The organism is Shewanella sp. c952 (assembly GCF_019654975.1).
In the GTDB taxonomy this organism is placed as follows: Bacteria; Pseudomonadota; Gammaproteobacteria; order Enterobacterales; family Shewanellaceae; genus Shewanella.
Window position 1 is genome coordinate 104941 of the sequence record NZ_BPEW01000007.1, and the last position, 24719, is coordinate 129659.

The 24719-nt window shown below is 43.7% G+C and carries 23 protein-coding genes; 12 read left to right on the top strand and 11 right to left on the bottom strand.

Annotation, left to right across the window (positions count from 1 at the left end):
• The first annotated feature begins 96 nt into the window (after positions 1-96).
• The 4 genes from K5R16_RS07370 to K5R16_RS07385 are packed head-to-tail and all read left to right on the top strand — an operon-like array spanning position 97 to position 4782.
• Positions 97-1488: a TolC family protein gene (locus tag K5R16_RS07370; RefSeq protein ID WP_220736884.1), complete on the top strand. Its 1392-nt coding sequence runs from the start codon at positions 97-99 to the stop codon at positions 1486-1488.
• The gene (locus K5R16_RS07375) at positions 1478-2449 is read left to right on the top strand and encodes an HlyD family secretion protein (protein WP_220736885.1); all 972 of its coding nucleotides are present in this window, start codon (positions 1478-1480) and stop codon (positions 2447-2449) included. The genes K5R16_RS07370 and K5R16_RS07375 overlap by 11 nt, the downstream gene beginning before the upstream one ends.
• A gap of 28 nt (positions 2450-2477) precedes the next feature.
• Complete coding sequence (locus tag K5R16_RS07380; RefSeq protein ID WP_220736886.1) at positions 2478-3638, top strand: ABC transporter permease; 1161 nt, start codon at positions 2478-2480, stop codon at positions 3636-3638.
• A gap of 1 nt (position 3639) precedes the next feature.
• Positions 3640-4782: an ABC transporter permease gene (locus tag K5R16_RS07385; protein ID WP_220736887.1), complete on the top strand. Its 1143-nt coding sequence runs from the start codon at positions 3640-3642 to the stop codon at positions 4780-4782.
• A 132-nt stretch (positions 4783-4914) separates the two neighbouring features.
• Here K5R16_RS07385 and K5R16_RS07390 read toward each other — a convergent pair whose 3' ends face one another.
• Positions 4915-7494, bottom strand: a complete 2580-nt coding sequence (locus K5R16_RS07390; protein WP_220736888.1) for an Ig-like domain-containing protein — start codon at positions 7492-7494, stop codon at positions 4915-4917.
• A gap of 142 nt (positions 7495-7636) precedes the next feature.
• Entirely contained in the window at positions 7637-8179 is a 543-nt protein-coding gene (yjgA, locus tag K5R16_RS07395) for a ribosome biogenesis factor YjgA (RefSeq protein ID WP_220736890.1), read from the bottom strand.
• 171 nt (positions 8180-8350) lie between these two features.
• Between yjgA and pmbA the strand changes: the two genes are divergently transcribed.
• Complete coding sequence (gene pmbA / locus K5R16_RS07400; protein ID WP_220736892.1) at positions 8351-9691, top strand: metalloprotease PmbA; 1341 nt, start codon at positions 8351-8353, stop codon at positions 9689-9691.
• A gap of 495 nt (positions 9692-10186) precedes the next feature.
• On the opposite strand, the gene K5R16_RS07405 is transcribed toward pmbA, so the two are convergent.
• The gene (locus tag K5R16_RS07405; RefSeq protein WP_259649794.1) at positions 10187-11473 is read right to left on the bottom strand and encodes an alpha/beta hydrolase; all 1287 of its coding nucleotides are present in this window, start codon (positions 11471-11473) and stop codon (positions 10187-10189) included.
• 148 nt (positions 11474-11621) lie between these two features.
• On the opposite strand from K5R16_RS07405, the gene K5R16_RS07410 reads away from it, so the two are divergent.
• The 5 genes from K5R16_RS07410 to K5R16_RS07430 all read left to right on the top strand — a co-directional run bounded on the left by K5R16_RS07410 (position 11622) and on the right by K5R16_RS07430 (position 17106).
• The gene (locus K5R16_RS07410) at positions 11622-11966 is read left to right on the top strand and encodes a metalloregulator ArsR/SmtB family transcription factor (RefSeq protein WP_220736893.1); all 345 of its coding nucleotides are present in this window, start codon (positions 11622-11624) and stop codon (positions 11964-11966) included.
• Between the two features lie 50 nt (positions 11967-12016).
• Positions 12017-13042 carry an ACR3 family arsenite efflux transporter gene (gene arsB, locus K5R16_RS07415; RefSeq protein WP_220736894.1) on the top strand — a complete coding sequence of 342 codons (1026 nt, stop codon included), beginning with the start codon at positions 12017-12019 and terminating at the stop codon, positions 13040-13042.
• 120 nt (positions 13043-13162) lie between these two features.
• Positions 13163-14176, top strand: a complete 1014-nt coding sequence (locus tag K5R16_RS07420; RefSeq protein ID WP_220736895.1) for an ArsJ-associated glyceraldehyde-3-phosphate dehydrogenase — start codon at positions 13163-13165, stop codon at positions 14174-14176.
• 102 nt (positions 14177-14278) lie between these two features.
• Entirely contained in the window at positions 14279-15487 is a 1209-nt protein-coding gene (gene arsJ / locus K5R16_RS07425) for an organoarsenical effux MFS transporter ArsJ (protein ID WP_220736896.1), read from the top strand.
• Positions 15488-15735: 248 nt separating this feature from the next.
• Positions 15736-17106, top strand: coding sequence for a sodium:alanine symporter family protein (locus tag K5R16_RS07430; protein ID WP_220736897.1), 1371 nt, complete (start codon positions 15736-15738; stop codon positions 17104-17106).
• Positions 17107-17193: 87 nt separating this feature from the next.
• Here the strand turns inward: K5R16_RS07430 and K5R16_RS07435 are convergent, their stop codons facing one another.
• From K5R16_RS07435 to K5R16_RS07455, 5 genes are all read right to left on the bottom strand, one after another.
• A complete protein-coding gene (locus K5R16_RS07435; protein WP_044555588.1) occupies positions 17194-17373 on the bottom strand; it encodes a hypothetical protein in 180 nt (59 codons plus the stop codon).
• Between the two features lie 469 nt (positions 17374-17842).
• Entirely contained in the window at positions 17843-18538 is a 696-nt protein-coding gene (locus K5R16_RS07440; protein WP_220736898.1) for a TorF family putative porin, read from the bottom strand.
• Positions 18539-18773: 235 nt separating this feature from the next.
• Positions 18774-19046 carry an HU family DNA-binding protein gene (locus K5R16_RS07445; protein ID WP_020910742.1) on the bottom strand — a complete coding sequence of 91 codons (273 nt, stop codon included), beginning with the start codon at positions 19044-19046 and terminating at the stop codon, positions 18774-18776.
• Between the two features lie 137 nt (positions 19047-19183).
• Positions 19184-19981, bottom strand: coding sequence for a response regulator (locus K5R16_RS07450; RefSeq protein WP_220736899.1), 798 nt, complete (start codon positions 19979-19981; stop codon positions 19184-19186).
• Between the two features lie 130 nt (positions 19982-20111).
• Entirely contained in the window at positions 20112-20498 is a 387-nt protein-coding gene (locus K5R16_RS07455) for a hypothetical protein (RefSeq protein WP_220736900.1), read from the bottom strand.
• Between the two features lie 171 nt (positions 20499-20669).
• Here K5R16_RS07455 and K5R16_RS07460 point away from each other — a divergent pair, with 171 nt between their 5' ends.
• Complete coding sequence (locus tag K5R16_RS07460) at positions 20670-21179, top strand: DUF4240 domain-containing protein (RefSeq protein ID WP_220736901.1); 510 nt, start codon at positions 20670-20672, stop codon at positions 21177-21179.
• A 57-nt stretch (positions 21180-21236) separates the two neighbouring features.
• Here K5R16_RS07460 and K5R16_RS07465 read toward each other — a convergent pair whose 3' ends face one another.
• Both K5R16_RS07465 and K5R16_RS07470 read right to left on the bottom strand, forming a co-directional pair.
• The gene (locus K5R16_RS07465; protein WP_220736902.1) at positions 21237-21545 is read right to left on the bottom strand and encodes a hypothetical protein; all 309 of its coding nucleotides are present in this window, start codon (positions 21543-21545) and stop codon (positions 21237-21239) included.
• Positions 21546-21833: 288 nt separating this feature from the next.
• Complete coding sequence (locus K5R16_RS07470; RefSeq protein WP_220736903.1) at positions 21834-22139, bottom strand: hypothetical protein; 306 nt, start codon at positions 22137-22139, stop codon at positions 21834-21836.
• Positions 22140-22397: 258 nt separating this feature from the next.
• On the opposite strand from K5R16_RS07470, the gene K5R16_RS07475 reads away from it, so the two are divergent.
• A complete protein-coding gene (locus K5R16_RS07475; protein ID WP_220736904.1) occupies positions 22398-22937 on the top strand; it encodes a DUF3016 domain-containing protein in 540 nt (179 codons plus the stop codon).
• 30 nt (positions 22938-22967) lie between these two features.
• On the opposite strand, the gene K5R16_RS07480 is transcribed toward K5R16_RS07475, so the two are convergent.
• A complete protein-coding gene (locus K5R16_RS07480) occupies positions 22968-24710 on the bottom strand; it encodes a GGDEF domain-containing protein (RefSeq protein ID WP_220736905.1) in 1743 nt (580 codons plus the stop codon).
• Between the last annotated feature and the right edge of the window lie 9 nt (positions 24711-24719).

Consider the following 24719-nt stretch of genomic DNA (forward strand, 5'->3'; position numbering starts at 1 on the left):
GATTTAGCTGTAAGCTTTTTAGCTAGATCCTAGCGAGCAACGATTAGCAATGATACAATTCACTTAATAATTAGAGCAAAAGCTCTAGAGGTGTAAATGAAACGTTCGCTCTGTGCTCTTTTGTTAGTTTTTCCACTGTCGATACAAGCTAAGCCTATAGCTTTTGATCAAGCTTGGCAGCAGTTGCTCCAAGTGAGTGATAAGTTGCAAGCTGGCACGCAAGAGGTCAATCGCGCCGAGGCTGAGCGTGTAGCTGGTGAAGATATGAATTTGCCCTCAGTCAGTATTAAGGGCAGCTACACGCGATTAGAAAAGCCGATTGAACTGGATTTGCGCGACCTTAATCCTCTCGCTTCACTCGATCCTGCTACTTTACCGCCAGCTTTAGGTGGAGCACTCGCTGGGATCCCTGGTTCCTTGTTTATTACTCCTTTTACCGAACAAGATATTTTCCGCTCGAGCTTACAGGCGATGTGGCCTATCTATACCGGCGGAAAAATAACGGCTGCGCAAGCTATTCATGAAGCACATGTTGCAGAGAAAGAGGAACAGCTAAAGCTTACCACTCGCGATCTATTCGTTAGTCTAGTCGATCGCTATTACGCTGTAGCGGTAACAGAAACACTCGCCCAGACACAAAAGCAGTTGGTTGACTCCCTCACGTTGCATGCATCTCACGCTCAAAAACTTGAGCAGCAAGGACAGATTGCCAAAGTCGAACGACTTAATGCGCAGGTTGCACTAGAAAATGCCAGAGTGAGTTACGGCAGCGCCAAGCGCCAAGCCGAAATGGCAATGATCGCACTGTCTCGGATGTTGCATGAGCGTCAAGTGGATGCGACTTCGCCGATGTTTATGATAAAGAGTGCGCCGTCTCTGCCTCAACTGTCTCAACTCACTATGAATCAACATCCTGCATTGAAGCTGTTAGCTGCAAAAGAGGATCAAGCTCAAGGACTCATCAGTGTAGAGAAGGGCAGCTATTATCCTACTGTGTTCCTTTACGGTAATTACACGCTTTATGAAGACGATAGTTTGTTCTCCAAAGTGGAGCCAGATTGGATGGTTGGCGTTGGGGTGAACATCCCTCTTATCAGCCGAGATGGCCGCAGCGGTAAAGTGGAAGCGGCTAAGAGTGCATTGCTGCAGGCTCGATATACTAAAGCGCAAACCCAGCAAGACTTAAATCTATTACTAGAACAAAGCTACCGCCAATTGCTGCAAGCGCAAGAGGAAGTCGTTTCGCTTAATGCTTCGCTTAGTTTGGCGGAAGAAAACAAACGTTTGCGCGATATTGCCTTCAGGCAAGGGTTATCCACTTCTATCGAGAAAGTGGATGCAGAGCTTAAGCTTACTGCGGTAGAAACTCAGCAACTTGGCGCGCAATATCGTTATGTACAAGCTTATGCAAGACTGATGGCGATTAGCGGTCAGCTAGATGAATTTATTGGAAGAAGCCTTCAGCAAGGGGAATATAATGCGCACTAATCGCATCTTAGCTGCAATCGCAATGGTTGTGCTCATTGGAATACTCGCTTATGGCTTAGTGTTGGCTTATACGCCGAAGCCCATAGTACTGCAAGGGCAGATAGAAGCTCGCGAATATAATATCTCATCTAAAGTGCCAGGCCGTGTTGAACAAGTTTTAGTTCGCCGTGGTGATATCGTCAATCAAGGCGATCTACTGTATGCGATCTACAGCCCTGAACTGCAAGCAAAATTGATGCAAGCTGAAGGTGGCCGTGATGCTGCTAAAGCGATGCAGCTGGAAGCTGACAATGGCGCTCGTAGGCAGGAAATCATGGCTTCAAAAGAGCAGTGGTTGAAAGCTCAAGCGGCATCAAAGTTGGCCAGTACCACCTTTGATCGCGTTGAAGCACTATTTAACGAAGGTGTCATGGCGAGACAGAAGCGAGATGAAGCTTTTACTCAATGGCAAGCCGCTAAATATACCGAACAAGCCGCATTGGCCATGTACCAGATGACAGATGAAGGTGCCCGCGACGAGACTAAAGCTGCTGCAGCGGGTAATGCGCTTATGGCTGAAGGTGCGGTAAATGAAGTTAACGCCATACTTGCTGATAGCCAGATGCGTTCTCCCAAAAATGCTGAAGTGAGTGAAGTTTTATTGCAAGCTGGTGAGCTAGCACCAAGCGGATTTCCTGTTGTTAGCATAATTGACATGAGCGATGCTTGGGCGGTGTTTCAAATTAGAGAAGACCAGCTAAAATTGGTTAAACAGGGACAAACATTGTCATTAAGCATCCCAGCCTTAGAGCGTGATGTAGAGTTTACTGTCAGCCACATTGCGGTGATGGGCGACTTTGCCACTTGGCGCGCCACCGAAAGTGGCCATGACTTTGACATGCGCACTTTCCAAGTTGAGCTACGCCCTAATGAAATGATTACCGATCTAAGAGTTGGTATGTCAGTTCTGTTTACTTTATAACGCTGGGCAGTACGAGGCCGTTGCTTTGATGACCATGCTAAAAAGAGAGCTCGCTGCCTTGATGGATGATCCTTGGCAGCTAGCACTTATCAGCTATATTCCGCTACTCAGTATTATCGGATTGTGGCTACTGTTTAGTGCCGGGCTTCCTAGGCAGTTGCCAGTGGCGGTGGTCGATTTGGACCAAAGCCAAGTTTCCCGTGCCTTAGCAAGACAATTACAAGCGAACCCTGTCACGCAACCTATCAGCTATAGTGACCTTGCAAGCGCAGTTGAAGCGATGCAGCAAGCTGAGGTTTACGCATTACTTGTACTGCCGCACGGCTTTAAACGAGATCTACTGACAGGTAAAAGCCCCACCATAGATATTCGATATAACAGTCAATTTTTACTGGTGGGTAAGCTACTTTCAAGTCAGCTGCAAGCCAGTATGGCTGATGGATTAAAGCCGTTAGCGGCAATAAAGCAATTGGCAGCGGGTGTGCCTAAAGCCAAAGTTGCGGTGAATTTAAGTCCAGTGAGTAGCCAAACAACCGCGTTGTTCAATCGCAACAATAACTATGTCGGCTTTTTGGTGCCGCCAGTACTCATCGCACTATTACAACTGGTCGCAATGATGGTGTTTGCCAATAGTTTAAATCGAGAGCTACGCTGGAATACCACTTCAGAGTGGATGACGATGGGAGTTTGGAAAGGAATAGCGGCTAAGATACTGTTTTATACCCCTCTAGTGTTATTGCACGGTGGCTTTATTCTGGCGCTCATCTATCTGTATTTAGGTTTACCAATTGCGGGCAGTATTGCGCTGTTGTTAGTGGCGCAGTTAATCATGTTACTTGCCGTTTGGCTGATGGTACTGTTGATCTTCTTTGCACTAAAAGACAGTGCGCGAGTCATAAGTTTTTGTACCGCGATGTTTGCGCCTGCGTTTGCGTTTATGGGGGTGACATTCCCAACCCATGAGATGCCAGAATTAGCCCAGTGGTGGCGAGTCATTATGCCTACCAGTCACTATATTGAAACCCACGTTGCCATTGTTAGTTATGGCCAAGGTTGGTTAGCAACACTGCCACAGTTTACCAGTTATTGGGGCTATTTGTTGCTGCTTATACCTATTAGCTTTTTAGCAAAGAAAGGGTTTGAGCCAGCTGACGATGTTGTGACAGCAATGACCCAACAGGAGCGCTAACATGAGCTTCTTACAGCTTATTTTCGCCGAGTTGAAAGCTATATTAGCAGACAAAACCATAGTGCTAACTGTATTTGGTGGCGTGCTTTTTTACGCTGTTCTCTATCCACTACCCTATATCAATCAAGTACCTACCGACCAACAACTGGTGGTGGTTGATCACGACAACTCGTCATTGAGTCGGCAGCTTATCCGTCATGCTGATGCGAGTGCTAAAATTAAAGTGATTGCAAAAGTAGGCTCCATTGATGAGGCAAAAAGCTGGATAGAAACTGGCAGGGCACACGGTCTGTTGGTTATTCCTGCAGATTTTAGACGTGACCTGTTACTCGGGCGCGGCGTAACATTGAGTTACGGCGGCGATGCGAGTTACTTTTTAATTTACTCTGCTGTAGCTGAAGGACTCATTGCAGCTGGATTAGATGCCGGTAAGAATATTCAACGTTTAGGTCTACTGGCCCAAGGTAGCGGTGCACAAGCGGCAGATAAAATCCTTGATGTAGTTAAGCTCAACAGTATTCCAGCTTTCAATCCTAGTTTAGGTTATACCCCTTATATTGTTCCTGGGCTGTTCTTGTTGATTTTGCATCAGACCCTGTTGATTGGAACCAGTATTCTAGGTGCTAGCCAGTGGCGAGAGACGGGCTATTGGCAACAGGTTAGCCCGTTTAAGTTAATCTGTGGCCGTATGGCCGCCTTTATGTTTATCTATACGCTGCTTACCAGCTTTTATGTTGGTTATTGCTACTATTGGTATGACGTGAGCTTGCAAGCAAGCTTTAGCAATGTGGCATTATTGCTGCTGCCATTTCTACTATCTACTACCGCAGCGGGGATTGCATTTAGTAGCTTATTCACCCGACGTGATCTGCCAACTCAAGTATTACTACTGATCTCTATGCCAATTCTGTTTGTGTCGGGCTTTGTATGGCCAACGGCCCTAATTCCTGAATCTGTGGTGGCGATGTCTCAAATATTCCCCGCTGTTCCGGGCATTATGGCGATGCTAGAGCTCAATCAAATGGGCGCCTCTTGGCAAAGTATAATGCCGCAATGGTTGCAGCTATGGGCGATGGTGGCGATCTATTTTAGCTTAGCCTATTGGGGTACAAAGAAGCGTTTAACCGCAGTGGTCGATGATTAAGGATTAATGCGTTAACAGCTTAGTGATAACCGGAGCTGTTGACTTTACTGAAGGCTATCATGCGATTAAAAAAGCCCGCTGCAATAAGATTGCAGCGGGCTTTTTTAAGCTTTACTCAAAACAGCTTGAAGCTTAAGTTCCTGTTAGCTCAACGCCAAAGCCAATTGTCGACTTGACGGCTTTAGGAGTAAGCACCTCAATTGAAACTGCACTATTTTTAGCGGGTTCGCCAGTGCTACTAGGATCAATATCGTTAGTCAGGATGAAATTGGTTGTACTACCTTCTCTGTGCCTATTTTCAGCTTTAAAGACTGCATCACTTTCGCTTTTATAATCATAGTAGCCATTGCGGTTTTGTACCTCAAAGACATCTGAATCTAATTCACCCTTAGAGGCGGTGGTGGTTAGGGTTGTTTTCGCTGGCATTATTTGGTCGGCGCTATCAAAGAAGCGGATGCTAAATGACGATGAACCACCTGCCGGAATTGCAGTCGCTGCGATAGTTGAGTCACCATCACTATAAATCACATTGCCATCTTGGCTAATTTCAAAATGGGCATCTGAGCCAGACATCGTTAAAATTAACGCTTTGCGGATATAAGTCTTGTTAGCTAAACCTTCACCACATAAGCTGGCGCTGTCACACTGAGGGCCGTTGAATTTGCCATCGGCTGCCGTGTAACTATCGTTGGCTGCAGTATTAAAGTAAGGTTCACCAGAGGTATAAGCATAAGATTCGTCATCATCTCTGAACGCATCGCCAAGATCACTAAACCCTCCAGCATGGTAGGTTTCAATGTCCATACCATTGCCTGAACAAGCCACTGCATTGCCATTTCTATCCAAACAGGCTAAAGCAACTGAGCCACCGTCAGCATCATCAAATATGTTATTTCCATTGGTATCAAAAAAGGTTTCGTGACCAAGAGCGTAGGCCAAAATGGTAATACGGTGATCTGGCACTCTAGGGCTGGCAGAGGTCCATTCAACACTACAGGCGCCATTTACAGTTAAGCAGCTAGAAACAATTTGCCCGCCTTCAGCGGTAAAGTTAATAGTAGTGTCATCAGGAGCTGGGTTGCCAAAGCTGTCCGAAGCATAGGTGGTAATAGAGACTTTCTCGCCATTGAAATCCCCAGCTTCTGGATTGGATATTGATGCCGATGCGCTAAATCCAAGTTGTTGCGGTAAACCTGTATTAATACTCAATTGCTCTGACTGTGTCGTGACGCTCTCATCATCAGAACCAATCGCAGTTGCAAGTACGCGCACTGGGGTTGGAATTGTGCCGGAGAGTACGCTGGCGCTGACCAATCCACTAGAGTTACTGGTATTGCTAATCGTTGTATCGCCATTGGAGAAGCTAATCCCACCGACACTCGTATCGAGAGAGAAGTCGACCTGTTGCTGAGCAATAGCCTGACCATTAGCGTCTGACACCTTGAAGGTAATCAATGAAGATTCGCTTGAACCTGTGCCGCCGGTTCCTTTAATGCGAATTGAAGTCGGCTCCGCAGAGACAAAACTTAAGTTAGCTAACGTTTGGCTGGCGAGTGAGAAATCAAGGTTGGCAGCGATACTTTGGTTGCCTGCAACCACTGTTGCAGTGATTTGGTCATCGCGTTCGCTATTACCGCTACAACTGCTGTTCTGGAAAGTAGAGCTTGCAGTACCTGAAAGAGATGTCACCGGTGAGTCGATACTGGCGCTATTACTTAATACACAGCTTGAGCTGAAACTCACACTGGTTGGAGTTTGTAGCCGAGTGAAGCTGCCATCATCGTTTTTAGTGGCTAAATCTGCTGTGACACCGAAGGTGCCGCCGGCGCTAACCATGTACTTGCCATCAACGAGTGGTAATGTTGTGGCTAATTGGTTTTCTGTAAATGTTGCACCATCAGCAGAGAAATTACCGATAACAATGATGCCATCTTCACTAACTGCGTCTTTTGCTAATACTTCATAAAGACCTGAGCTTTGGTATGTTTTACCGTCACTCTCTAGCGTTACCGTCATGTTGGCCGCACCGAGTTCACTTTCTGTTGGGGTATAACTCACTTGAGCGATACCGCTTTCTTTAGTTACTGTGGAGCTTGGGTTTAAGTTGGCATTGCCTGCTGTAAAGGTTGCTTTTTTACCGGCAACGCCCTGACCTTGTTCATCTAAAAACTGGGCTTGCAGTTGTACCGTCTCTTCAGCTTTGAACTGAGTCACAATGGTGGTGCCATTAATGATCGCGCTGTTGAGGGTAAATGTTGGCTCTGACGGCGATGTCGCTGAGGTAAACTCAAAATTACGAGTGCCACTGGCAGTATCATCATTCTCAGAGAAATTTGCTGTTAGGGTACCAGCACCTTCGGTAGCAGCTGAATTACTGACAATGACTTCGGCTAAACCGCTGCTATTGGTCAGTTTAGTCGCTGCTGAAAGTTCGCCAAAGCTGGTTGAGAAAGCGATAAGCTTGCCATTGCGGTTGCTGCCATCTTGCTTGAGTTGAGCTACAGCACAGAATGAACTATTGGCGCTAAAACTAAGTGCATCAGTGGCTTCTGCACATTGTCCATCAACCACAGTTTTATAGCTTAATGACAGGCTATAAACACCGCCATTATCGGTATCTTCATTATCGCCTGAGGCGCCATTACAACCACTTAAGGCAGATAAACATAAAAGAGTAACAGGGAGGGCGGCCAGCTTTTTGGTGAGGCGCATTCGCAAATTCCTTGTGCAACAATATACGGTGATGTTTGAAGGGGTTTGTTGGTCATAACGATAAAAATTATATTATCTTAAACCAAAAAATAGCCCTCTGAACAAGCTACTTATTCAGAGGACTAATGTCTAGAGCTGACGACTATTCTGTGATTTCGATACGTAAATATTTACTTAACTCTTTTGCTGTTTTCGACAATGTAATATCGGCATTTTTAGTCAGCTCTTTCTTTGTCTGACGTACAAATTGACGCAATTTCTGTCGATCAAACTCAGGATGCTTTTCGATCAACGCTTGAATCGCAGGATCGCCTTCGTTTAGTAGCTGATCACGGGTCTTATCAGCAACGTTAGCTTTGGCGCTTTCATTACTGTTTTGATTCAATACATTTTTCATTGCGAGCTGTAACTCTTCAATGTCGACGTAGCGCATCAATTTGCCAATGTACTGCAGGTGACGACGATAGGCTTCAGTGTTGATCTTAATCGTCTTCGCTTTTAATACATTGTCATAAACTATTTCATCTAGATTGAGTCTTTCAATCTGACTTTTACTAAGTAAAATCAATTTTTTACCTAGCTCTTGATAGATGACGATTTCACGCTTAGCATCTGCTCTGCTTTCGTAATCATCATTTTTGTCATAGGGCTGGTGGAAGTGTTCTGAGTCACCGACAATCTTCATATCTTAAATCTCTTACAAATACTAAGATAATAATAACATTTATAAAGCCAGTTGACCTGTCAATTTTTGGCCTAAGCCAATTAGAGCGCTCTAAAAGCTAAAGTTATTTAATGTGATTGGTTTTTGGGTTTGTTATGCTTATGTCATTACCGGTTATTGAAGAGTAGATTTGTGTCCTCACCTAGCATTGATATCGAATTAGTTCCCCTTAAAGACGCTGTTTCAATGGCGTTGGAATATGCCAAGACCTTAGGCACTTCTGGTGCAGAAGTTGCGATTAGCAAGCAGCAAGGTCTCTCTGTTTCAACTCGAATGAAAGAAGTTGAAACGGTAGAGTTTAATAAAGATGGTGCTTTGGGAATAACGCTATTTAGGGATGGTTGCAAAGGCAGCTCCTCAACCTCAGATCTTAGCCCTGCTGCAATTAAGCAAGCGGTAAAAGCGGCTGATGATATAGCTCGATTTACTTCTGCAGACCCTTTTAATGGCCTTGCTGAAAAGTCATTGATGGCGACAGAGTTTCCTGATCTGGACCTTTATCATCCTGAGACGATTTCGCCTGAAGAGCTAACGCGTATTGCGATTTTGGCTGAAGAGGCTTCTCTTGATGTTGATGATCGTGTGCAGATATCCGATGGGGCTAGCGCTAACGCTCATTCAAGTGTCAAAGTTTATGGTAATAGCCATGGGTTCTTACATGGTTATTGTAGCTCTCGATATAGTTTAAGTTGTGTCGCGATTGGTGAAACTGATGCCGGTATGCAGCGTGATTACGACTACACCGTTGCTAGAAAATACAGTGATATGCTGGCGCCAGAATTGATCGGCAAGCAAGCCGCTATCAAGACTGCGGGTCGATTAGGTGGGCGGAAAATATCCACCACTGAACTACCTGTACTGTTCTCACCTGAAATAGCTACCGGGTTGATGGGGCATTTAGTCGGTGCCATTAGCGGTGGCAGTATCTATCGTAAATCTAGTTTTCTTCTCGATGCGGTTGATACTCAAGTCTTTCCAGATTGGTTTAGCATCGAAGAGCAACCACTGTTAAAAGGAGCTCTAGCCAGTGCGGCCTACGACAGTGAGGGTGTCGCAACTCAAGAGCGTAAAATCATCGATAATGGCCGTTTGGCAACTTACTTGCTGACAAGCTATTCGGCTAGAAAGCTTGGGCTAACCAACACCGGTCATGCGGGTGGGATTTATAACTGGACGCTCTCGTCAACTGGGCAAACATTTGACCAACTCGTTCAAGAGATGGGAACAGGGCTTATTGTCACAGAAGTAATGGGGCAAGGCGTTAACACTGTTACCGGTGATTACTCACGAGGCGCTGCAGGCTTTTATGTCGAGAATGGCGTTATCTTATACCCAGTAGAAGAGATCACCATTGCTGGCAATCTAAAAGATATGTATAGCAACATTGTAGCAGTGGCAATGGATAGGGATCTTCGATCGTCTATCCGCACTGGCGGGATTTTGATGGATAAAATGAAGATAGCTGGCAGCTAGGTTATTTGTTGTTTGCTATTCCGTTCTAACTGAAAATAAAGGCTTCCTCTGGAGGCCTTTTTTGTAGTTGTACCAATCAGTATAATAAGTTGATCTACTCAGAGTGTTTTTGGCGAACTGATTCAAGGCCGGCTAATCCAAAGTGAGTAAAGACACAGTGCTTGTTCCCTTATGAGTTTATTCAACACCGAAGTAGCAGGCTAAAAACGCTCCTTACAGGCAAGTTTTAGCGGCTTTGGTGCTGCGTTAATGAAATTGAACGTAGAATAACGATGTCCTTCATTTATTGCTAACCACATGGCCTAGCATGTTCCTGACATGCTTAAGGCATTCCCTCCATCCTTGGAGATCAGATGTGTTGAATGGCATTAACGCACGACTATATGGATATAGGAGGTAGAGTAACGCAGGAGCTGTTACCGAGGAGCATTTAATGACCTTACCGCAAAACCGTTAACCTCTCGCTGAGCGAGCAAATCTTTATACTGATTGGTATTACCTTTCGGTGTGTGCCTGCTGACTCTCTTGCCAAAAGCTTTCGAGTGTTTGGATTAACTGCTCATTACTAAGAATGCTGACATGATCTTCATTTAAACCAAAAACTTTGACGGATCGCTGCTGGGCTTTATTGCTGAGCTGACTTTCGAGACTAATAACGCCATCGCTACTCTCCTGGTTTAGAATTCCATTCATCTTATAGCCAAAAATAAGTAGATGTGGCGGTGTTGTAGAGTGAAGCTCACTGCCGGAGAATAGCTTGCCAATGAAATCACTAGACGGCGCAAGGTCACGCCATGCTGGCATTACAACTGGGGCGTAATCAATACCGCTTTGAGCTGAGCTTACTCCACCAAAGGGGCTCGATATTGAAGTGAAGCTGGCAATATCATTACAGCCTAATTGGTTTCGGCAAAGATCGAGGTAAGCTTGAGCCACTAAGCCGCCCATACTATGAGCCACTATGTGCAGTGTTTTTACGTTATAGCGATAGTCGATGATTTTAATCAGGCTGTTAAGACCATTGGCTATCAACTCAAGCGGTAAACCGCTAGGGTAGTTCATCACCCAAACTTGATACTTCTGTTTATCGATTTTGTCGAGCAGTGGCGCAAAATCTCTGGCTGTACCGTTCATGCCGTGAATGAAGAGAATAGGAGTTTTATCGCTATCAAACTTATCAAGAAAGAAAACCCCGCTGTTACCTTCAAGCAGATGAGTAACAGGTTTCCACATCCCTAGCTTAGCGGTGTCTCGGTCAAATTTCTCTTCATTTAGAACTGCTTTTGCACCTATTTTTGCTGGGCTAATTTTGACGTTGACTAAGTTATTTAGTGGCCTATCAATTAGTGCTGTTGGCGGAATGTCTCCAGTCTCACTGAGTGTTATTGTCAGTTCTGTGTTATCACTATTTTCTGTTAATGGCGTAATCGAGAACGCTTCGCCGACTTGAAAGCGCAAATCATGATTAATATCGTTGAAAGTAAATAGATATTTGCTCAATGTATCAGCTGTAACAGTGATTTTTCTGTTACCAATCACCACTTCGTAACCATCGATAGTCTCTGCATCGACTTGTTGTAGTAGCACCAGTACAAAAGATTCAACTTGATGCTCCGAGTTGATATTAACCTGATACTCGACGTAAACCTGCTCAAGTAAGTCGACCTCTTCAGCTAGATCTCTAAAATTGGCGCAGCCGCTGACTACACTAATGAGTGCTACAGCTAAAAGCATTTTTGCTATTTTCATTGCGATGATATGAATACAATTTTTATAAATCATATAGATAACTTAGCAGCAAACTGATCTAAAACTAAATTTTCATAACGAATTCATCATTTTTCAAATCTAAACTTGAACATACGGAAAAACATATATATTATTTTTCGTATATCCTGTCTTGGGTACTTATACTTTTCGAGTAATGATAATGACACCTTTAACGTTTTTTAAGGCAATGGCCGATGATACTCGGCTGCGTAGTTTATTGCTTATACAAGCAGAAACAGAGCTTTGTGTTTGTGAGTTGATGACGGCGCTTGATGAGATCCAACCTAAAATATCTCGCCATTTAGCACAACTGCGCAAGCTTGGGTTATTGGTTGATAGACGCCAAGGTCAATGGGTTTTTTATCGAGTGAACCCAGAACTACCCGCGTGGGCAGGTGAAATTTTAGCGACGTTAGCTAAAGAGCAAAATGAGGTTATCAAAGATAACTTAAGTCAGCTTAAACAAATGGGCGATCGTCCTGAGCGCACTAGAAAGTGCTGCTAGCAGGCTGCTATTTTTATGCTGTTTCACTATTTTAAATTAGGTCAGATGTAATGGGTATTTTTGAGCGGTATTTAAGTGTTTGGGTTGGACTCGCAATTGTGGCTGGTGTGGTTTTAGGAAACTTGTCTCCAGACTCTTTTGCTATTGTTGCAGGGCTTGAGTATGCCCATGTTAATTTGGTTATTGCGGTGCTGATCTGGGTCATGATCTACCCGATGATGGTGCAGATCGATTTCTCTGCAGTGAAGGATGTCGGTAAGAGCCCGAAAGGATTAATACTGACCTTGGTGATTAACTGGTTAATTAAACCCTTCACCATGGCGGCGTTAGGTTGGCTCTTTTTCAAGGTGTTTTTTGTCGAGTTTGTCGATCCGCAAACAGCCAGTGAATATATTGCCGGTATGATATTACTTGGGGTGGCGCCGTGCACTGCCATGGTCTTTGTTTGGAGTCAGCTGACAAAGGGCGATCCGAATTACACATTAGTGCAAGTGTCAGTCAACGATCTCATTATGGTTGTGGCCTTTGCTCCTATAACTGCATTGCTATTGGGCGTAAGTGATATTCAAGTGCCATGGGCAACACTGCTGTCATCTGTTGCTTTATATGTCGTTTTGCCATTAGTGGCAGGTGCTGTTACTCGACACTTCTTGCAGAAAAAGGGCAGCGATACTCAGCTCAATGCATTTGTTGCCAACTTAAAGCCGTGGTCTATGGTTGGGTTATTGGCAACAGTAGTGCTGTTATTTGGCTTTCAAGCAGAGACAATTATTGCGCAGCCGCAAGACATATTCCTTATTGCAATTCCATTAATAATCCAAACCTATGGCATCTTCTTTATCGCTTTTTATGCCGCTAAGAAGCTTAAGTTAAGCCATAAAATTGCTGCTCCTGCTTGCATGATTGCCACCTCTAACTTTTTCGAGCTAGCAGTCGCAGTCGCGATATCTTTATTTGGATTGCACTCCGGCGCAGCGTTAGCAACTGTAGTCGGTGTACTTGTCGAAGTCCCAGTGATGCTGTCGCTGGTGGCAATCGCTAATCGCAGTCGACATGTGTTTTTAGATGAAATTTAGGCGGTTATCACTGAATATATGGCACATGCTTTATCGCAAATAGATTTCAACGCTAGGCTTGAGTATAGACTCGAGCGCTAGAACTACTTAGATAGTTAAATAACAGGTTAAGAGATCACTATGACAATCAAAATTGGTATCAATGGCTTCGGTAGAATGGGACGTTTAGCACTACGTTCAGCTTGGCATCATAGCGATGTTGAGTTTGTACAAATTAATGATCCTGCTGGCGATGCGGCGACATTAGCCCATCTACTGACTTTCGACTCTATCCATGGTCGCTGGTCTGAAGAAGCCACCGCTGACGGTGACAATATTATTGTTGGTGACCACACTATTGCGACCAGCCGTAATAACACTATTGGGGCTACAGACTGGTCGGGTTGTGACGTGGTAATTGAGGCTTCTGGGGTTATGAAGACCAAAGCCTTATTGCAGGCTTATTTAGATCAAGGTGTTAAAAGAGTTGTGGTGACAGCGCCTGTTAAAGAGGAGGGGGTGCTAAATATTGTCATGGGCGTGAATCAGCAGCTGTATAACAAAGATATTCATCCGATTGTTACCGCGGCATCTTGCACCACTAACTGCTTGGCGCCAGTGGTAAAAGTTATTCATGAGAATATCGGTATAAAGCATGGTTCGATGACAACTATTCATGACATCACCAATACACAGACGATTCTAGATGCGCCCCATAAAGACCTTAGGCGCGCACGCGCTTGTGGTTTGAGCCTTATCCCGACAACAACTGGTAGTGCTACGGCGATTACCCATATTTTCCCTGAGTTAAAAGGTAAGTTAAACGGTCATGCTGTTCGTATTCCGCTTGCTAATGCCTCGTTGACCGATTGCGTATTTGAAGTTGAGCGCGATACCACTGAAGCAGAAGTTAATGCGCTACTGAAACAAGCGGCGCAGGGTGAGTTAAAAGACATTCTAGGCTTTGAAGAGCGCCCTTTGGTTTCAGTTGATTACAAAACCGATCCTCGTTCGAGCATTATTGATGCGCCATCAACTATGGTCGTCAATGGCACACAAGTTAAGCTCTATGTTTGGTATGACAATGAGTGGGGCTACGCTAATCGCACCGCAGAGTTAGCTATTATGGTTGGTCTGCAAGATCTAGCAAGTTAGGCTGACAGCCAAAGAGTTGAGGCAGCCTGTATTTTGCTGAGCTGCTTGATTTCTATTGGTCAGTGACTACTGTGGCTTTTGAAAAAAATTAGGTTGATAAAAGTGTTAGCAAAATATCGTGCTTTACCTGAAAGTATTCGGCAGTATTTACTGGTTACCGGAAACTACTGGGCCTTTACACTCACTGACGGTGCGCTGCGCATGTTGGTGGTGCTGCACTTTTATGACTTAGGCTATACACCACTTGCTATTGCAATGTTGTTTTTGTTCTATGAAATTTTTGGTGTTATTACCAACCTAGTCGGTGGTTGGCTCGGGGCACGGCTTGGGCTTAATCGCACTATGAATATTGGCTTGGGGCTGCAAATTGCCGCATTGTCTATGCTATTACTACCAACTGCAATGCTGACCGTACCTTGGGTGATGGCTGCACAGGCTCTGTCTGGAATAGCTAAAGACCTCAACAAAATGAGTGCCAAAAGTGCGATAAAGACTCTAGTACCCAAAGATGCCGAAGGTACGCTGTATCGATGGGTGGCCATGCTAACAGGCTCCAAAAATGCGTTAAAAGGTGCTGGCTTCTTTCTCGGAGGAGTGTTGCTGACTGTTGCTGGATTTACTGGTGCCATCGCCATTATGGCCGCTGCTTTGCTCGTTGTTTGGCTGTGTAGTCTAGTGAACTTGAAAGCCGATTTAGGTAAAGCTAAGTCTAAACCCAAATTCACTCAAATTTTTTCTAAGAGTGACAAGGTCAACATCCTCTCTGCTGCGAGGTTATTCTTATTTGCAGCCAGAGATGTGTGGTTTGTCATTGCACTGCCGGTGTTTCTTGCGAGCCAGCTAAAGTGGGATCACAGCAGTGTTGGCGCTTTTCTCGCTCTGTGGGTGATAGCTTATGGGATGGTGCAATCTATCGCGCCATCGCTAACGGCTAGAAAATCTGTCCCAGACGGCAGAGTCGCAACACTCTGGGCTGGACTACTGGCGCTGGTGACCGCAATATTAACTTTGGCAATCTATACCTCTTGGGTTGCTCCCCAAGTGGCCCTAATTGTTGGCTTGTTGGTCTTCGGCGCTGTATTTGCCGTCAACTCCTCATTGCATAGCTATTTGATTGTCAGCTACGCAGGGGATGATGGTGTCTCTCTCGACATTGGCTTTTACTATATGGCGAATGCAATGGGAAGGCTTATTGGTACCATATTGTCTGGCTGGGTATATCAAGTTGCTGGGCTTGGGGCGTGTTTAGCTATTTCAACAACCTTCTTACTGCTGACTTGGCTTATCTCTTTTAAGTTACCAAGAAAGTAATCAATCGCTAACATCTAATAGCGTCATTGGACGCTAGTATCATAATCTTCAAGCGCCTTTCTCTCATGTGGCCTTTTCAAAGGTGAACATTTCGTTGTACTCTGTTTGTTCGATGTATTTTGTTGACTTAAGTCACGTTGCATTAGGACCTTTTGACCTTGCTCTTGTTATGGGGAAGATCAAAAAGCCTTACATAAAAATAAAACGATAAAAAATAACTATAAATAATCTGTATCAACGAGGTTTGAATGGAAGCTATTACTGAATTTGTTGGCAAGATCAACGGTGTAGTGTGGGGTACTCCTATGCTAGTCATGATCTTAGGGGTGGGTTTATTCCTCACCTTTGGTTTACGCTTAATGCCAATCTTAAAACTGGGCACTGGTTTTAAACTGCTTTGGTCAGGTCGTATTCCTGATAAAGACAAAAACATGAAAGGTGAGATTAGCCCGTTTAACGCGCTAATGACGTCATTATCAGCAACCATTGGTACTGGTAATATTGCTGGTGTTGCAACCGCCATTTTTATTGGCGGCCCAGGGGCGCTATTTTGGATGTGGTGTACGGCGTTAGTCGGCATGGCCACCAAGTTTGCCGAAGCGGTATTGGCAGTTAAATACCGTGAAGTGGACGACAATGGTAACCACGTGGGTGGCCCAATGTACTACATCAAGAATGGTCTAGGTTCAAAGTGGGCTTGGTTAGGTACAGCATTTGCTCTATTTGGTTCTCTAGCAGGTTTCGGTATTGGTAATACTGTTCAGGCTAACTCAGTGGCCGATGCGTTGAGCAGTAACTTTGGCGTACCGACTTGGGTTACTGGTTTGGTATTGATGGTCTTAGTTGGCGCAGTATTAATGGGCGGTATCAAGCGTATTGCTGATGTTGCTGGTAAGCTTGTACCTATTATGACCATTTTTTATATCGCGGCGGGTATTGCGGTATTGGTGGTATATGCTGCAGAAATTCCAGCGGCATTTGAATTGATTATCCACAGTGCATTTAATCCTGTTGCTGCACAAGGTGGCTTTGCTGGTGCTGCTGTATGGGCGGCCATTCGCTTTGGTGTAGCTCGTGGTGTGTTTTCTAACGAAGCTGGTCTTGGTAGCGCGCCGATTGCACATGCTGCAGCTCAAACTAACAATCCAGTGGCTCAGGGTTTAGTGGCTATGCTAGGTACCTTCATTGATACCTTGATCGTTTGTACCATTACCGGTTTGGCGATTATTGTGTCAGGCGCATGGACATCAGGTGAAAATGGCGCGGCATTAACCTCTTTTGCATTTTCACATGCATTCCCTATGGGTAACTATGTGGTCGCAATTGCTTTGTCAGTCTTTGCATTTACCACTATTTTAGGCTGGAGCTTCTATTGTGAGAAATGTGTGCAGTTCTTATTTGGCGTAAAAGCGATTAAGCCTTTCAGGATCCTTTGGGTGATCGTGGTGCCTTTAGGTGCAGTGAGTTCTCTAGAGTTTATTTGGCTACTAGCAGATACGTTAAATGCAATGATGGCGATTCCAAACCTAATTGCTTTGGCGTTGCTAAGCCCAGTCGTGTTTGCGTTGACAAGAGAGTACTTTCTTAAGAAGCGTGAAACGGAAGCTGCTGAGTCGTAGTTTGTAGTGTAAGTCTATAATAGATTAAGTTCATAAAGCTCCTGGATGTTATTCAGGAGCTTTTTTGTTGCGCTTATATCTTTGGTATTAAGCCCAGAACTCGTCATCACCCATTGCTTGTTTTAACTGGGTTCTTTCTAAGTAGGCTTCTAAGCGTTTTTTGACATCTTTCTTGTGCGCTAAATCATCAGCAGCCTTTTTGTTTTTAGGGGCTGTTAACGCTTCAATTTCTGCATCGTTGGGCACAAAATCTAGTATCTGAGCCATCACGAATTCCTCTTTAAGAAGTATCCATTCTCTTGGCATTTTGTATTGCCGAATAGTGAAAATGTTATTGATACTTATAGGTTAATAACAGATTTTATCGTGCTCACTTTAACGGGTTTTTCCGCCACATTAGTGAGCGCTTAAGAAGGAATTTAGCAGGCAATTAAATAAAAATATGCGATCCATGTAACAAAATTACAGTTTGATCAATTGAATGGTTTTAAATACTGCTTAATGCGAGTTTTAGTGAAATTAAATAACGGTATATTGCGTTGTGTTAGGTTTAACCTCGGATTGATTCAGTTAAGTTTACCGCTAAGATCGCGAGCTAGGAGGGCGCTTTGGGTTGCCAGCGCTGATTATGCATTGAATGAAAATGCAATGGGAGCCCACTGCATCATGCATTCACTTTGCACTCGTTTGCCAAACACACCCAGTGCAGATCGCTTGCTTATAGTTAATTTAGCGATTAGAGATCGAAGCTGTAGCTGTAACCGAGCAGAAATTTTGCATCATCTTCTTCAAGATCGGTATCGCTAACGACGAAAGAAACGGTGCCAAAGTCCGTATCCTTGCTGAGCGCAAGTGAGTAGTCGGCATAGTTATCGGTGCCATACCAGGCGCTAACCACATCACCCGTTGAGTAACCGTAATGGGCAGCAATGGTTAAGCTTTCTGAGAGTGGAAAAGTTAAGGTTGTTTGCAGGTAGCCCATATCTTTTTCATCGAGTGTAGCGTCGCCAGTGACATCGTTGCCGGCATTAACCACATGCGCATAGCTGACCTCAATCCATTTCCAGCTGGCAGCTAGCGTCACTTCACCAAAATCAATACTGTCATTAGCATCTGGGTATGCGTAATAAAGATAACTAATGTCATAACCAAACTCATCGCCAATACTGCCAGCAAATCCAGCATAAAAATCAACTTCATAACTGGTCTCATTGCCAAAGTCGACATTAGAAGCCCAAGTTCCGGCATAGAAGCCCGCATCATGGCTGTAATCAATCCCGCCTTGAACCGCGACAGCATCATCTGTCTGGGTAATACCGCGCCACAAATAGTTAGATGTTGCACCAATATTTGCTTCGACTGCAGCATGCGCTGAGATACTCAGTAATGCCGTCGTGGTAATAAATGCAGTTCCTATTAATAGCTTGTTCATTCTCTTCCCCTAGAATTATCATTTTTGTCATAGAAGATATAGCAAGGACCAAGCCAGAAAATTTAATGTTATAAAACATTGCTTTAGCTATTGTTATGCGGTGCTACATATCTCTTTTGTGTCAATCTAGGGCAGAGGGCACTGGTTTAGTGCAATATTGAAGCGGTAGTTAGGTTTCTGCAGGCATAAAAAAACCTCCTTAGAGGAGGTTTTATATTAATCACAGAGATTGTGATTAGTTAACGCTATCTTTAAGCGTTTTACCCGCTTTAAACTTAGGTACTGTAGCCGCTGGGATCTGGATCTCTTTACCAGTCTGTGGGTTACGACCTGTGCGAGCTGCACGCTCTGAAGTTTCAAAAGAGCCAAAACCAACAATAGAGATTTTCTCTCCATTCTTCATCGCTTCTGCAACAGTTTCTTCAAAAGATTTTAATGCACGTGCGGCTTCAGCTTTCGTTAATTCCGCAGATTCAGCCATTTTTGCAACAAGTTCAGTCTTATTCATTTGAATCGTCTCTTCTTTCCGTAGATTTATTTGTTAGTAGCGCTATCTAACATGCCACAAGCTTTTGCATTTGAAAAGCGCTTTAAGCCTATGAAATGGCCTTTAAAGTCAAAAATAGGAACGATTTCTCAATTTTTCTACTCTTCGAGCAGTTGAAACAGGATTTGTTTGACCACTTGAGGCTCAAATGGCTTATCACAAAGTGCATTCACTCCAGCTTGTGACACGTTACTTAGGTGGGTGTCATTAGCTTCAGATGACACCATTAGAATAGGAATGTGAGATTGCTCGCTATCGTTACGAATAAATTGCGTCAGTGCTAAGCCATCAACACTGGGCATATTGTAATCGGTAATCACCAGGTCAAACATCTGCTGCTGCATGATCTCAATCGCTTCTTGGCCATCTTGCGCTTCGGTAATCATGCGTAAACCCAGGTTGGTGATGGTGCGCTTAATGACATTTCTTGCCATTTTACTGTCATCGACCACCAGGACTCGTAGATCTTGTACATCGAAATGCGTCAGATCTAATTCGTCGTGGCTAAGTAGGTCAATCGTTGCGTTGAGTGCTTTACCTAGATGGCTCGACGTAAATGGCTTTGGCAGAATGGCCACAACACCAGATTGCCGATAGCTTTCTAGTTGCTCTCTGCGGCACTCGCTAGAGACTAACATGAACTGAATATCACTAAATTGCTCTGTCGACTTGAGCGTTTTTAGCAGCTCTAGGGCTGTACCATCTTCAAAGTGCATTGCGCTGGCAATGAGATCCGGCTGGTGGCGTTTAATTATATCCAGTGCCTGCTGAAGATTTGTAGCAGTTTGGATCTGTTTGACACCCTCTTGCTCTAATCGGTTTGCAATGATTTTTCGCTGAGTATCAGAAGGCTCAACGAGCAGTATCGACAGTTCACTGGGTTGTAAATCGCTCATATTTAGCTTTACCACTTATCGTTATTATTAGGGGCTATTGATCTTTTATGGTTGTTTTTGCAGCAATTTGTTGGCCATTTTGGCTATCCGTCGCATTATAATGCGACAGTAATCCTTGTTAAATTGAAACTTATTCTGCTTGTTTTAAATAATCTTTCGTCTTCTGGCTAAAGGCAATCCAATATTGGAAGCTCATAGCAACCAATGCTGAGATAACTATCGCGCTAATAGGAATATCACGCCCTTGAAAAATCACTTTTACATCTTCTGGAGTAATTTGGTAAGCAATAACGGCTGCAGTGGCTAATGCTAATAGTGCTACAGTCTGAATTACCAAATATATTTTGAGTACTACAGCAGCCCAATAGCGGCGCATTATAAGCCCGTATAGCACTGGGAAAACGCCTAAAGTGAACAGGTCATAGGATTGGGTTGTCGCGGTGCGCCATAGAGCGGCAAAAGCTAGCAGGACATAGATAAACATTAACACTGCCAGCATGGGGTGAGGCTTCTTCATTGGCTTCCTAACTTAGTTGTATAGAGCGGTTATGTGTAGACCCCTGTGAGTGTAAAAAAATCAACGCATTGAGTCTAGTGGGGATCCTTGTAGTTTTAATGGCAGAGCTAACTCTTTTATCGAGGAGTACGCTAGAATAGCGCTATAGCCACCGCATTTTTAGAGAGCACAATGACAGAGTCACAGTTTTGGGAACTGGTTAGCCGAACTTCTCCCTCGCAAAATCAAACCGATTTAGCTGAAGTATTGAAACAGAAGTTGGCACTTTTAAGTAATGAAGAGTTGCGTGATTTTGATAAAATCTTCGGTCAGCAGATGCGCCGCAGTTATTCTTGGGCTGTTTGGGGCGCAGCTTACATCATCACTGGTTGTGATTCTGAGTACGCTTTTGCCGAATTTAGGTGTTTTTTGATATCTTTAGGTAAGGATTGGTACGACAAAGTTGTAGAGTCACCCGATGAACTGGGTAATTTGACGCAGTGGCCAGAGAAAGATGGTTATGCTTACCCATTTTTAGATGAATATGATTTGATCGCCGGTCAGATTTATGAAGAACGCGCCGATGATGAACTTCCCTATGTGCCATCAGGCCAGGCATCACCAGCAGGTAAGAAATTCTCTCATAAGAAAAAACAGCTCAAGGCTACTTATCCATTATTGAGTGCAGCTTTTCCGTTTTAAGACGGTAGTAATAGACAAAAAAACGAGGCAAGGCCTCGTTTTTTTGTATCGTGATACTTAGTCGGTACAAGCGCTAACTTCGCTATCGAAGTCATAACCATGTGCTTCGCATGTTAGCTCCATAAACTCTTCTTCTGAGTCACTTACCTGCTCGTCAAACTCTGCTTGAAGTTTACTCTCTAGCTCTTGGTCTGATTGAGCTTGTTGCTCTGCTAGGATTTCAAAGTGTCCGTCGACTGCAGCTTGTTCAGCTGGAGTAAAGTCATTGGCACTCGCTTGGCCAATGAAGCTGAATGAGAAAAGTATTGCAGCGATAAATGCTAGACGACCAGAAAACGGTAGTTTTGTAATGTTTGAGTAGTTCATATTTGACTCCAAGTATTAATTAGTGACCAGTATAGGAACTGCTTTCTCTTAACCTGTGCATATTGCGACTTAGCTAAGAGGTTTTCCTCTGGGGATGCGTTTGCTTGATACGTATGTTATCGAATACTTCATGTACCAAAGCTGAACGAAAAGTGAGCAGAGGGTGGCTTAATACTTTTGGTTGGTAAATATGATTTTAAACAAATACTTACATGTTCATGTGTTTTTGTTGAGTAACTGAGAATTGTTACGGTTAGAGATTGCGGAATACCAATTCTATTAACATTGTTATTCGTTAGTCATTGTTTCACAATGAAATCCCTGGCGCATTGAATCAAAACTACAATTAAGACCGCACTCCCAAGTTGCATCATTCAGCTGTTTAGATTGCTGCTGAGAAAATGCCTTACAGCTAGGGTAATCATCAAAGTTATCTTTTTTGTCGTATCCTCCCGAGTTATAGCCACTCTTATATACGAAAGAGGACCAAGTCTCATAAGATGAGCTTTGCTCTGACTCATTGATACTGACGATAGCCAAGGCGAGAGCCGAAAAAATGATGACCACTAAAATGATTGGAGCAAACTTTTGCATGAAAAAATATCCAATTGATATAGATTATGGGCTGTTGCTGACAGGATAATATTTAAGCTTGAGAATGCAAACAGGTATTATCCAAAATTTGCCTAATCGTGAACTGATACAGATTGATGCAACAAATCGATATATAGTGTGGTCTACTAATATAAAGCTGGCTGAATATTAGACGTTTCATATTAAGCTGTGATTCAGCTAAAGGCACTTATACTTGTGAAATAGAACAAACCTTTTGTTTAACTGTGGAGCCAATATATGAATTTAAAATACTTACTCGTTGCAGGATTAATGTTATCAGGTTCAGTGGTAACCACATCGGCAATGGCAACAGATGAAGCGGTAGAAAACCCGATTACTGAAGATGGTATTGTTAAAGTTGAGTGGCAAGACCCTAAAAGCTTTCGCGATGTTAAAGCCAGCGGTGATATTCAATCTCGCTTTGAAGCTCGAACTTTTAAGGAGCTGACTAAAAACCTCAATAAAGAAGCAGCTAAAATTCTAAAGCCAAATCAAAAGCTGGAAATGGTGGTAACAGATCTCGATTTAGCCGGTGATGTGAGACCTACATTTGGGGCGACGACCAATGATTTGAGAGTGGTTAAAGATCTTTATCCACCGCGTATTACCTTTAGCTACAAAATCACTGAAGGCGAGCAAGTGATCATCGCGGGCGATGAGAAGCTGACTGACCTGAATTTTATGTATTCAATTAACAAGACCAATAGCAGGCCAAATCGTTACGAGAATGAGCTATTGAAATCTTGGTTAAAAGATACTGTTGCACCTAAGATTTGATTAGCGTCAATCATCTTTAGTATCTAAATGTTAAGCAATTTTTTCTTGGTTTAACTGAAATAGGCTAAATGAGCTGCTGGCTTGCTTAGCCTGTTTTTTTGCTTGGGCACTATAGACGGACAACTGATGTTCATTGCAGTTTGTAGTGATGAATGGTGGTAATAATCCTGCCGTTAATGCAATTAAGCCGTGATAACAGGTAATCCCCTTTCTATCTTCCGCCAACATGCGTTGCTCTATCCAGTGTTTATCTGAATAAAACAGTGATTTTACTGCTTCAAATTCGTCAATGATGCTGAGTGCTTGCTGCTGAATATCATCACAGGTACTTATTATTACAAAATCATCTCCTCCAACATGACCGACAAAGTTGTCGCTGTTTTGCTGGCGCAGTAATAATCGAGACACCTCCATGATGACTTCATCACCACGGCTGAAGCCATAGATATCGTTGTAAGGCTTAAAATACGATAGGTCGAAGTACGCCAAATAAAAGGTTTTTTTCTGTTGTCTTAATCGTTGTAACTCCTGCTGAATAGGGATGTTTCCCGGTAAGCCTGTTAACGGATTTGCATGACGTGCGACAGTGATTTTTTGCTCAGTGATTTGTGTTAACAGATCTTTGGTATGGCCAATACCCAATAATCGCCCTTGCTTTAAGACAATAAATTGCTGTGCGACAAGCCCTGTTGATTCTGACGTTAGCCGCTGACTCACCTGAGATAAAGGTTGGTGGGCCTCTATTTGAATGACATTGCTGTCGAGAATATTATCAACAGCTTGATGTTCGTGTAGCGAGCGACCATAAGGGGTACTGAAAAGCTCGATGACGTGCGAACGTGCAATGAGGCCGATCACTTTATGCTTATCCATTACAACTATCGCCCGTAAGGCCGGCTGTTGGTTAAACTGTTCGCCGATAAGTTTCAGTTTAGTTCCTGAGTCACAGGTTACCGCGCTACAACTCAGGCTTTCTGCTGAGTCTGCGAACCTAATGTGATGAGTAATGGGTTCAATATTGGCTTGACGCGGAATGCTTGTTTTTGGTGATGTTTCAGGACGGCCAAGTAAATAGCCCTGGCAATAAATAATGCCGAGCTGTTTTAATACCGCGAGCTCTTTTTCAGTCTCAATCCCTTCGGCGATAACTTTGCAACTTAAGTTCTGACAAAGATCCACGATAGAGCGAACGAACTCCTGTTTAACAGGCGATGAGTCAATTGAATCAATAAAGTGTCTATCAATTTTTACATAATCAGGTGCTAGCTCTGACCATAGTCTTAAGCCTGAGTACCCTGCGCCTAAATCATCGATAGCGGTCAAGAAACCTTGGCTGCGATAGTGATTCAAACAAGACTTCAGCAGATCGATATCATCCGCAGGGTATTGCTCTGACAATTCGATAACTACTTGTGAAGGATGAAGCCCTAAATCCTGCACTAGGCTTAACGTCAGCCCTTTAGCGTGATTGGGGTCGAGTAGTGCTTTAGGAGATATATTGATAAACAGCTTACCGGGCAGCGCGCTATTTTTAAATTGTTGGATAGATATCCGGCGGCATAAGCTCTCAAGCTCAGACAAACGACCTTCATAGGCTGCGGTTTTGAATAGCGGTACAGGAGAATATAGTGGGCTGTGTTCTGGACCGCGGCTCAGTGCTTCAAAACCATGAATTTGGTAAGTTGAGATATTACAGATAGGCTGAAAAACCGCGTTGATTTTTTCTCGCTCGATTATTTTAGCGAGTTCATTTTTGAGATCAATGGCGGTCATGTCGTCTAC

Bases quoted from the DNA above. Each gene is read 5' to 3' on its own strand.
- K5R16_RS07370 (WP_220736884.1), top strand. From the start codon at position 97: ATGAAACGTTCGCTCTGTGCTCTTTTGTTAGTTTTTCCACTGTCGATA.
- K5R16_RS07375 (WP_220736885.1), top strand. From the start codon at position 1,478: ATGCGCACTAATCGCATCTTAGCTGCAATCGCAATGGTTGTGCTCATT.
- K5R16_RS07380 (WP_220736886.1), top strand. From the start codon at position 2,478: ATGACCATGCTAAAAAGAGAGCTCGCTGCCTTGATGGATGATCCTTGG.
- K5R16_RS07385 (WP_220736887.1), top strand. From the start codon at position 3,640: ATGAGCTTCTTACAGCTTATTTTCGCCGAGTTGAAAGCTATATTAGCA.
- K5R16_RS07390 (WP_220736888.1), bottom strand. From the start codon at position 7,494: ATGCGCCTCACCAAAAAGCTGGCCGCCCTCCCTGTTACTCTTTTATGT.
- yjgA (WP_220736890.1), bottom strand. From the start codon at position 8,179: ATGAAGATTGTCGGTGACTCAGAACACTTCCACCAGCCCTATGACAAA.
- K5R16_RS07405 (WP_259649794.1), bottom strand. From the start codon at position 11,473: ATGATTTATAAAAATTGTATTCATATCATCGCAATGAAAATAGCAAAA.
- K5R16_RS07410 (WP_220736893.1), top strand. From the start codon at position 11,622: ATGACACCTTTAACGTTTTTTAAGGCAATGGCCGATGATACTCGGCTG.
- arsB (WP_220736894.1), top strand. From the start codon at position 12,017: ATGGGTATTTTTGAGCGGTATTTAAGTGTTTGGGTTGGACTCGCAATT.
- K5R16_RS07420 (WP_220736895.1), top strand. From the start codon at position 13,163: ATGACAATCAAAATTGGTATCAATGGCTTCGGTAGAATGGGACGTTTA.
- K5R16_RS07430 (WP_220736897.1), top strand. From the start codon at position 15,736: ATGGAAGCTATTACTGAATTTGTTGGCAAGATCAACGGTGTAGTGTGG.
- K5R16_RS07435 (WP_044555588.1), bottom strand. From the start codon at position 17,373: ATGGCTCAGATACTAGATTTTGTGCCCAACGATGCAGAAATTGAAGCG.
- K5R16_RS07440 (WP_220736898.1), bottom strand. From the start codon at position 18,538: ATGAACAAGCTATTAATAGGAACTGCATTTATTACCACGACGGCATTA.
- K5R16_RS07445 (WP_020910742.1), bottom strand. From the start codon at position 19,046: ATGAATAAGACTGAACTTGTTGCAAAAATGGCTGAATCTGCGGAATTA.
- K5R16_RS07450 (WP_220736899.1), bottom strand. From the start codon at position 19,981: ATGAGCGATTTACAACCCAGTGAACTGTCGATACTGCTCGTTGAGCCT.
- K5R16_RS07455 (WP_220736900.1), bottom strand. From the start codon at position 20,498: ATGAAGAAGCCTCACCCCATGCTGGCAGTGTTAATGTTTATCTATGTC.
- K5R16_RS07460 (WP_220736901.1), top strand. From the start codon at position 20,670: ATGACAGAGTCACAGTTTTGGGAACTGGTTAGCCGAACTTCTCCCTCG.
- K5R16_RS07465 (WP_220736902.1), bottom strand. From the start codon at position 21,545: ATGAACTACTCAAACATTACAAAACTACCGTTTTCTGGTCGTCTAGCA.
- K5R16_RS07470 (WP_220736903.1), bottom strand. From the start codon at position 22,139: ATGCAAAAGTTTGCTCCAATCATTTTAGTGGTCATCATTTTTTCGGCT.
- K5R16_RS07475 (WP_220736904.1), top strand. From the start codon at position 22,398: ATGAATTTAAAATACTTACTCGTTGCAGGATTAATGTTATCAGGTTCA.
- K5R16_RS07480 (WP_220736905.1), bottom strand. From the start codon at position 24,710: ATGACCGCCATTGATCTCAAAAATGAACTCGCTAAAATAATCGAGCGA.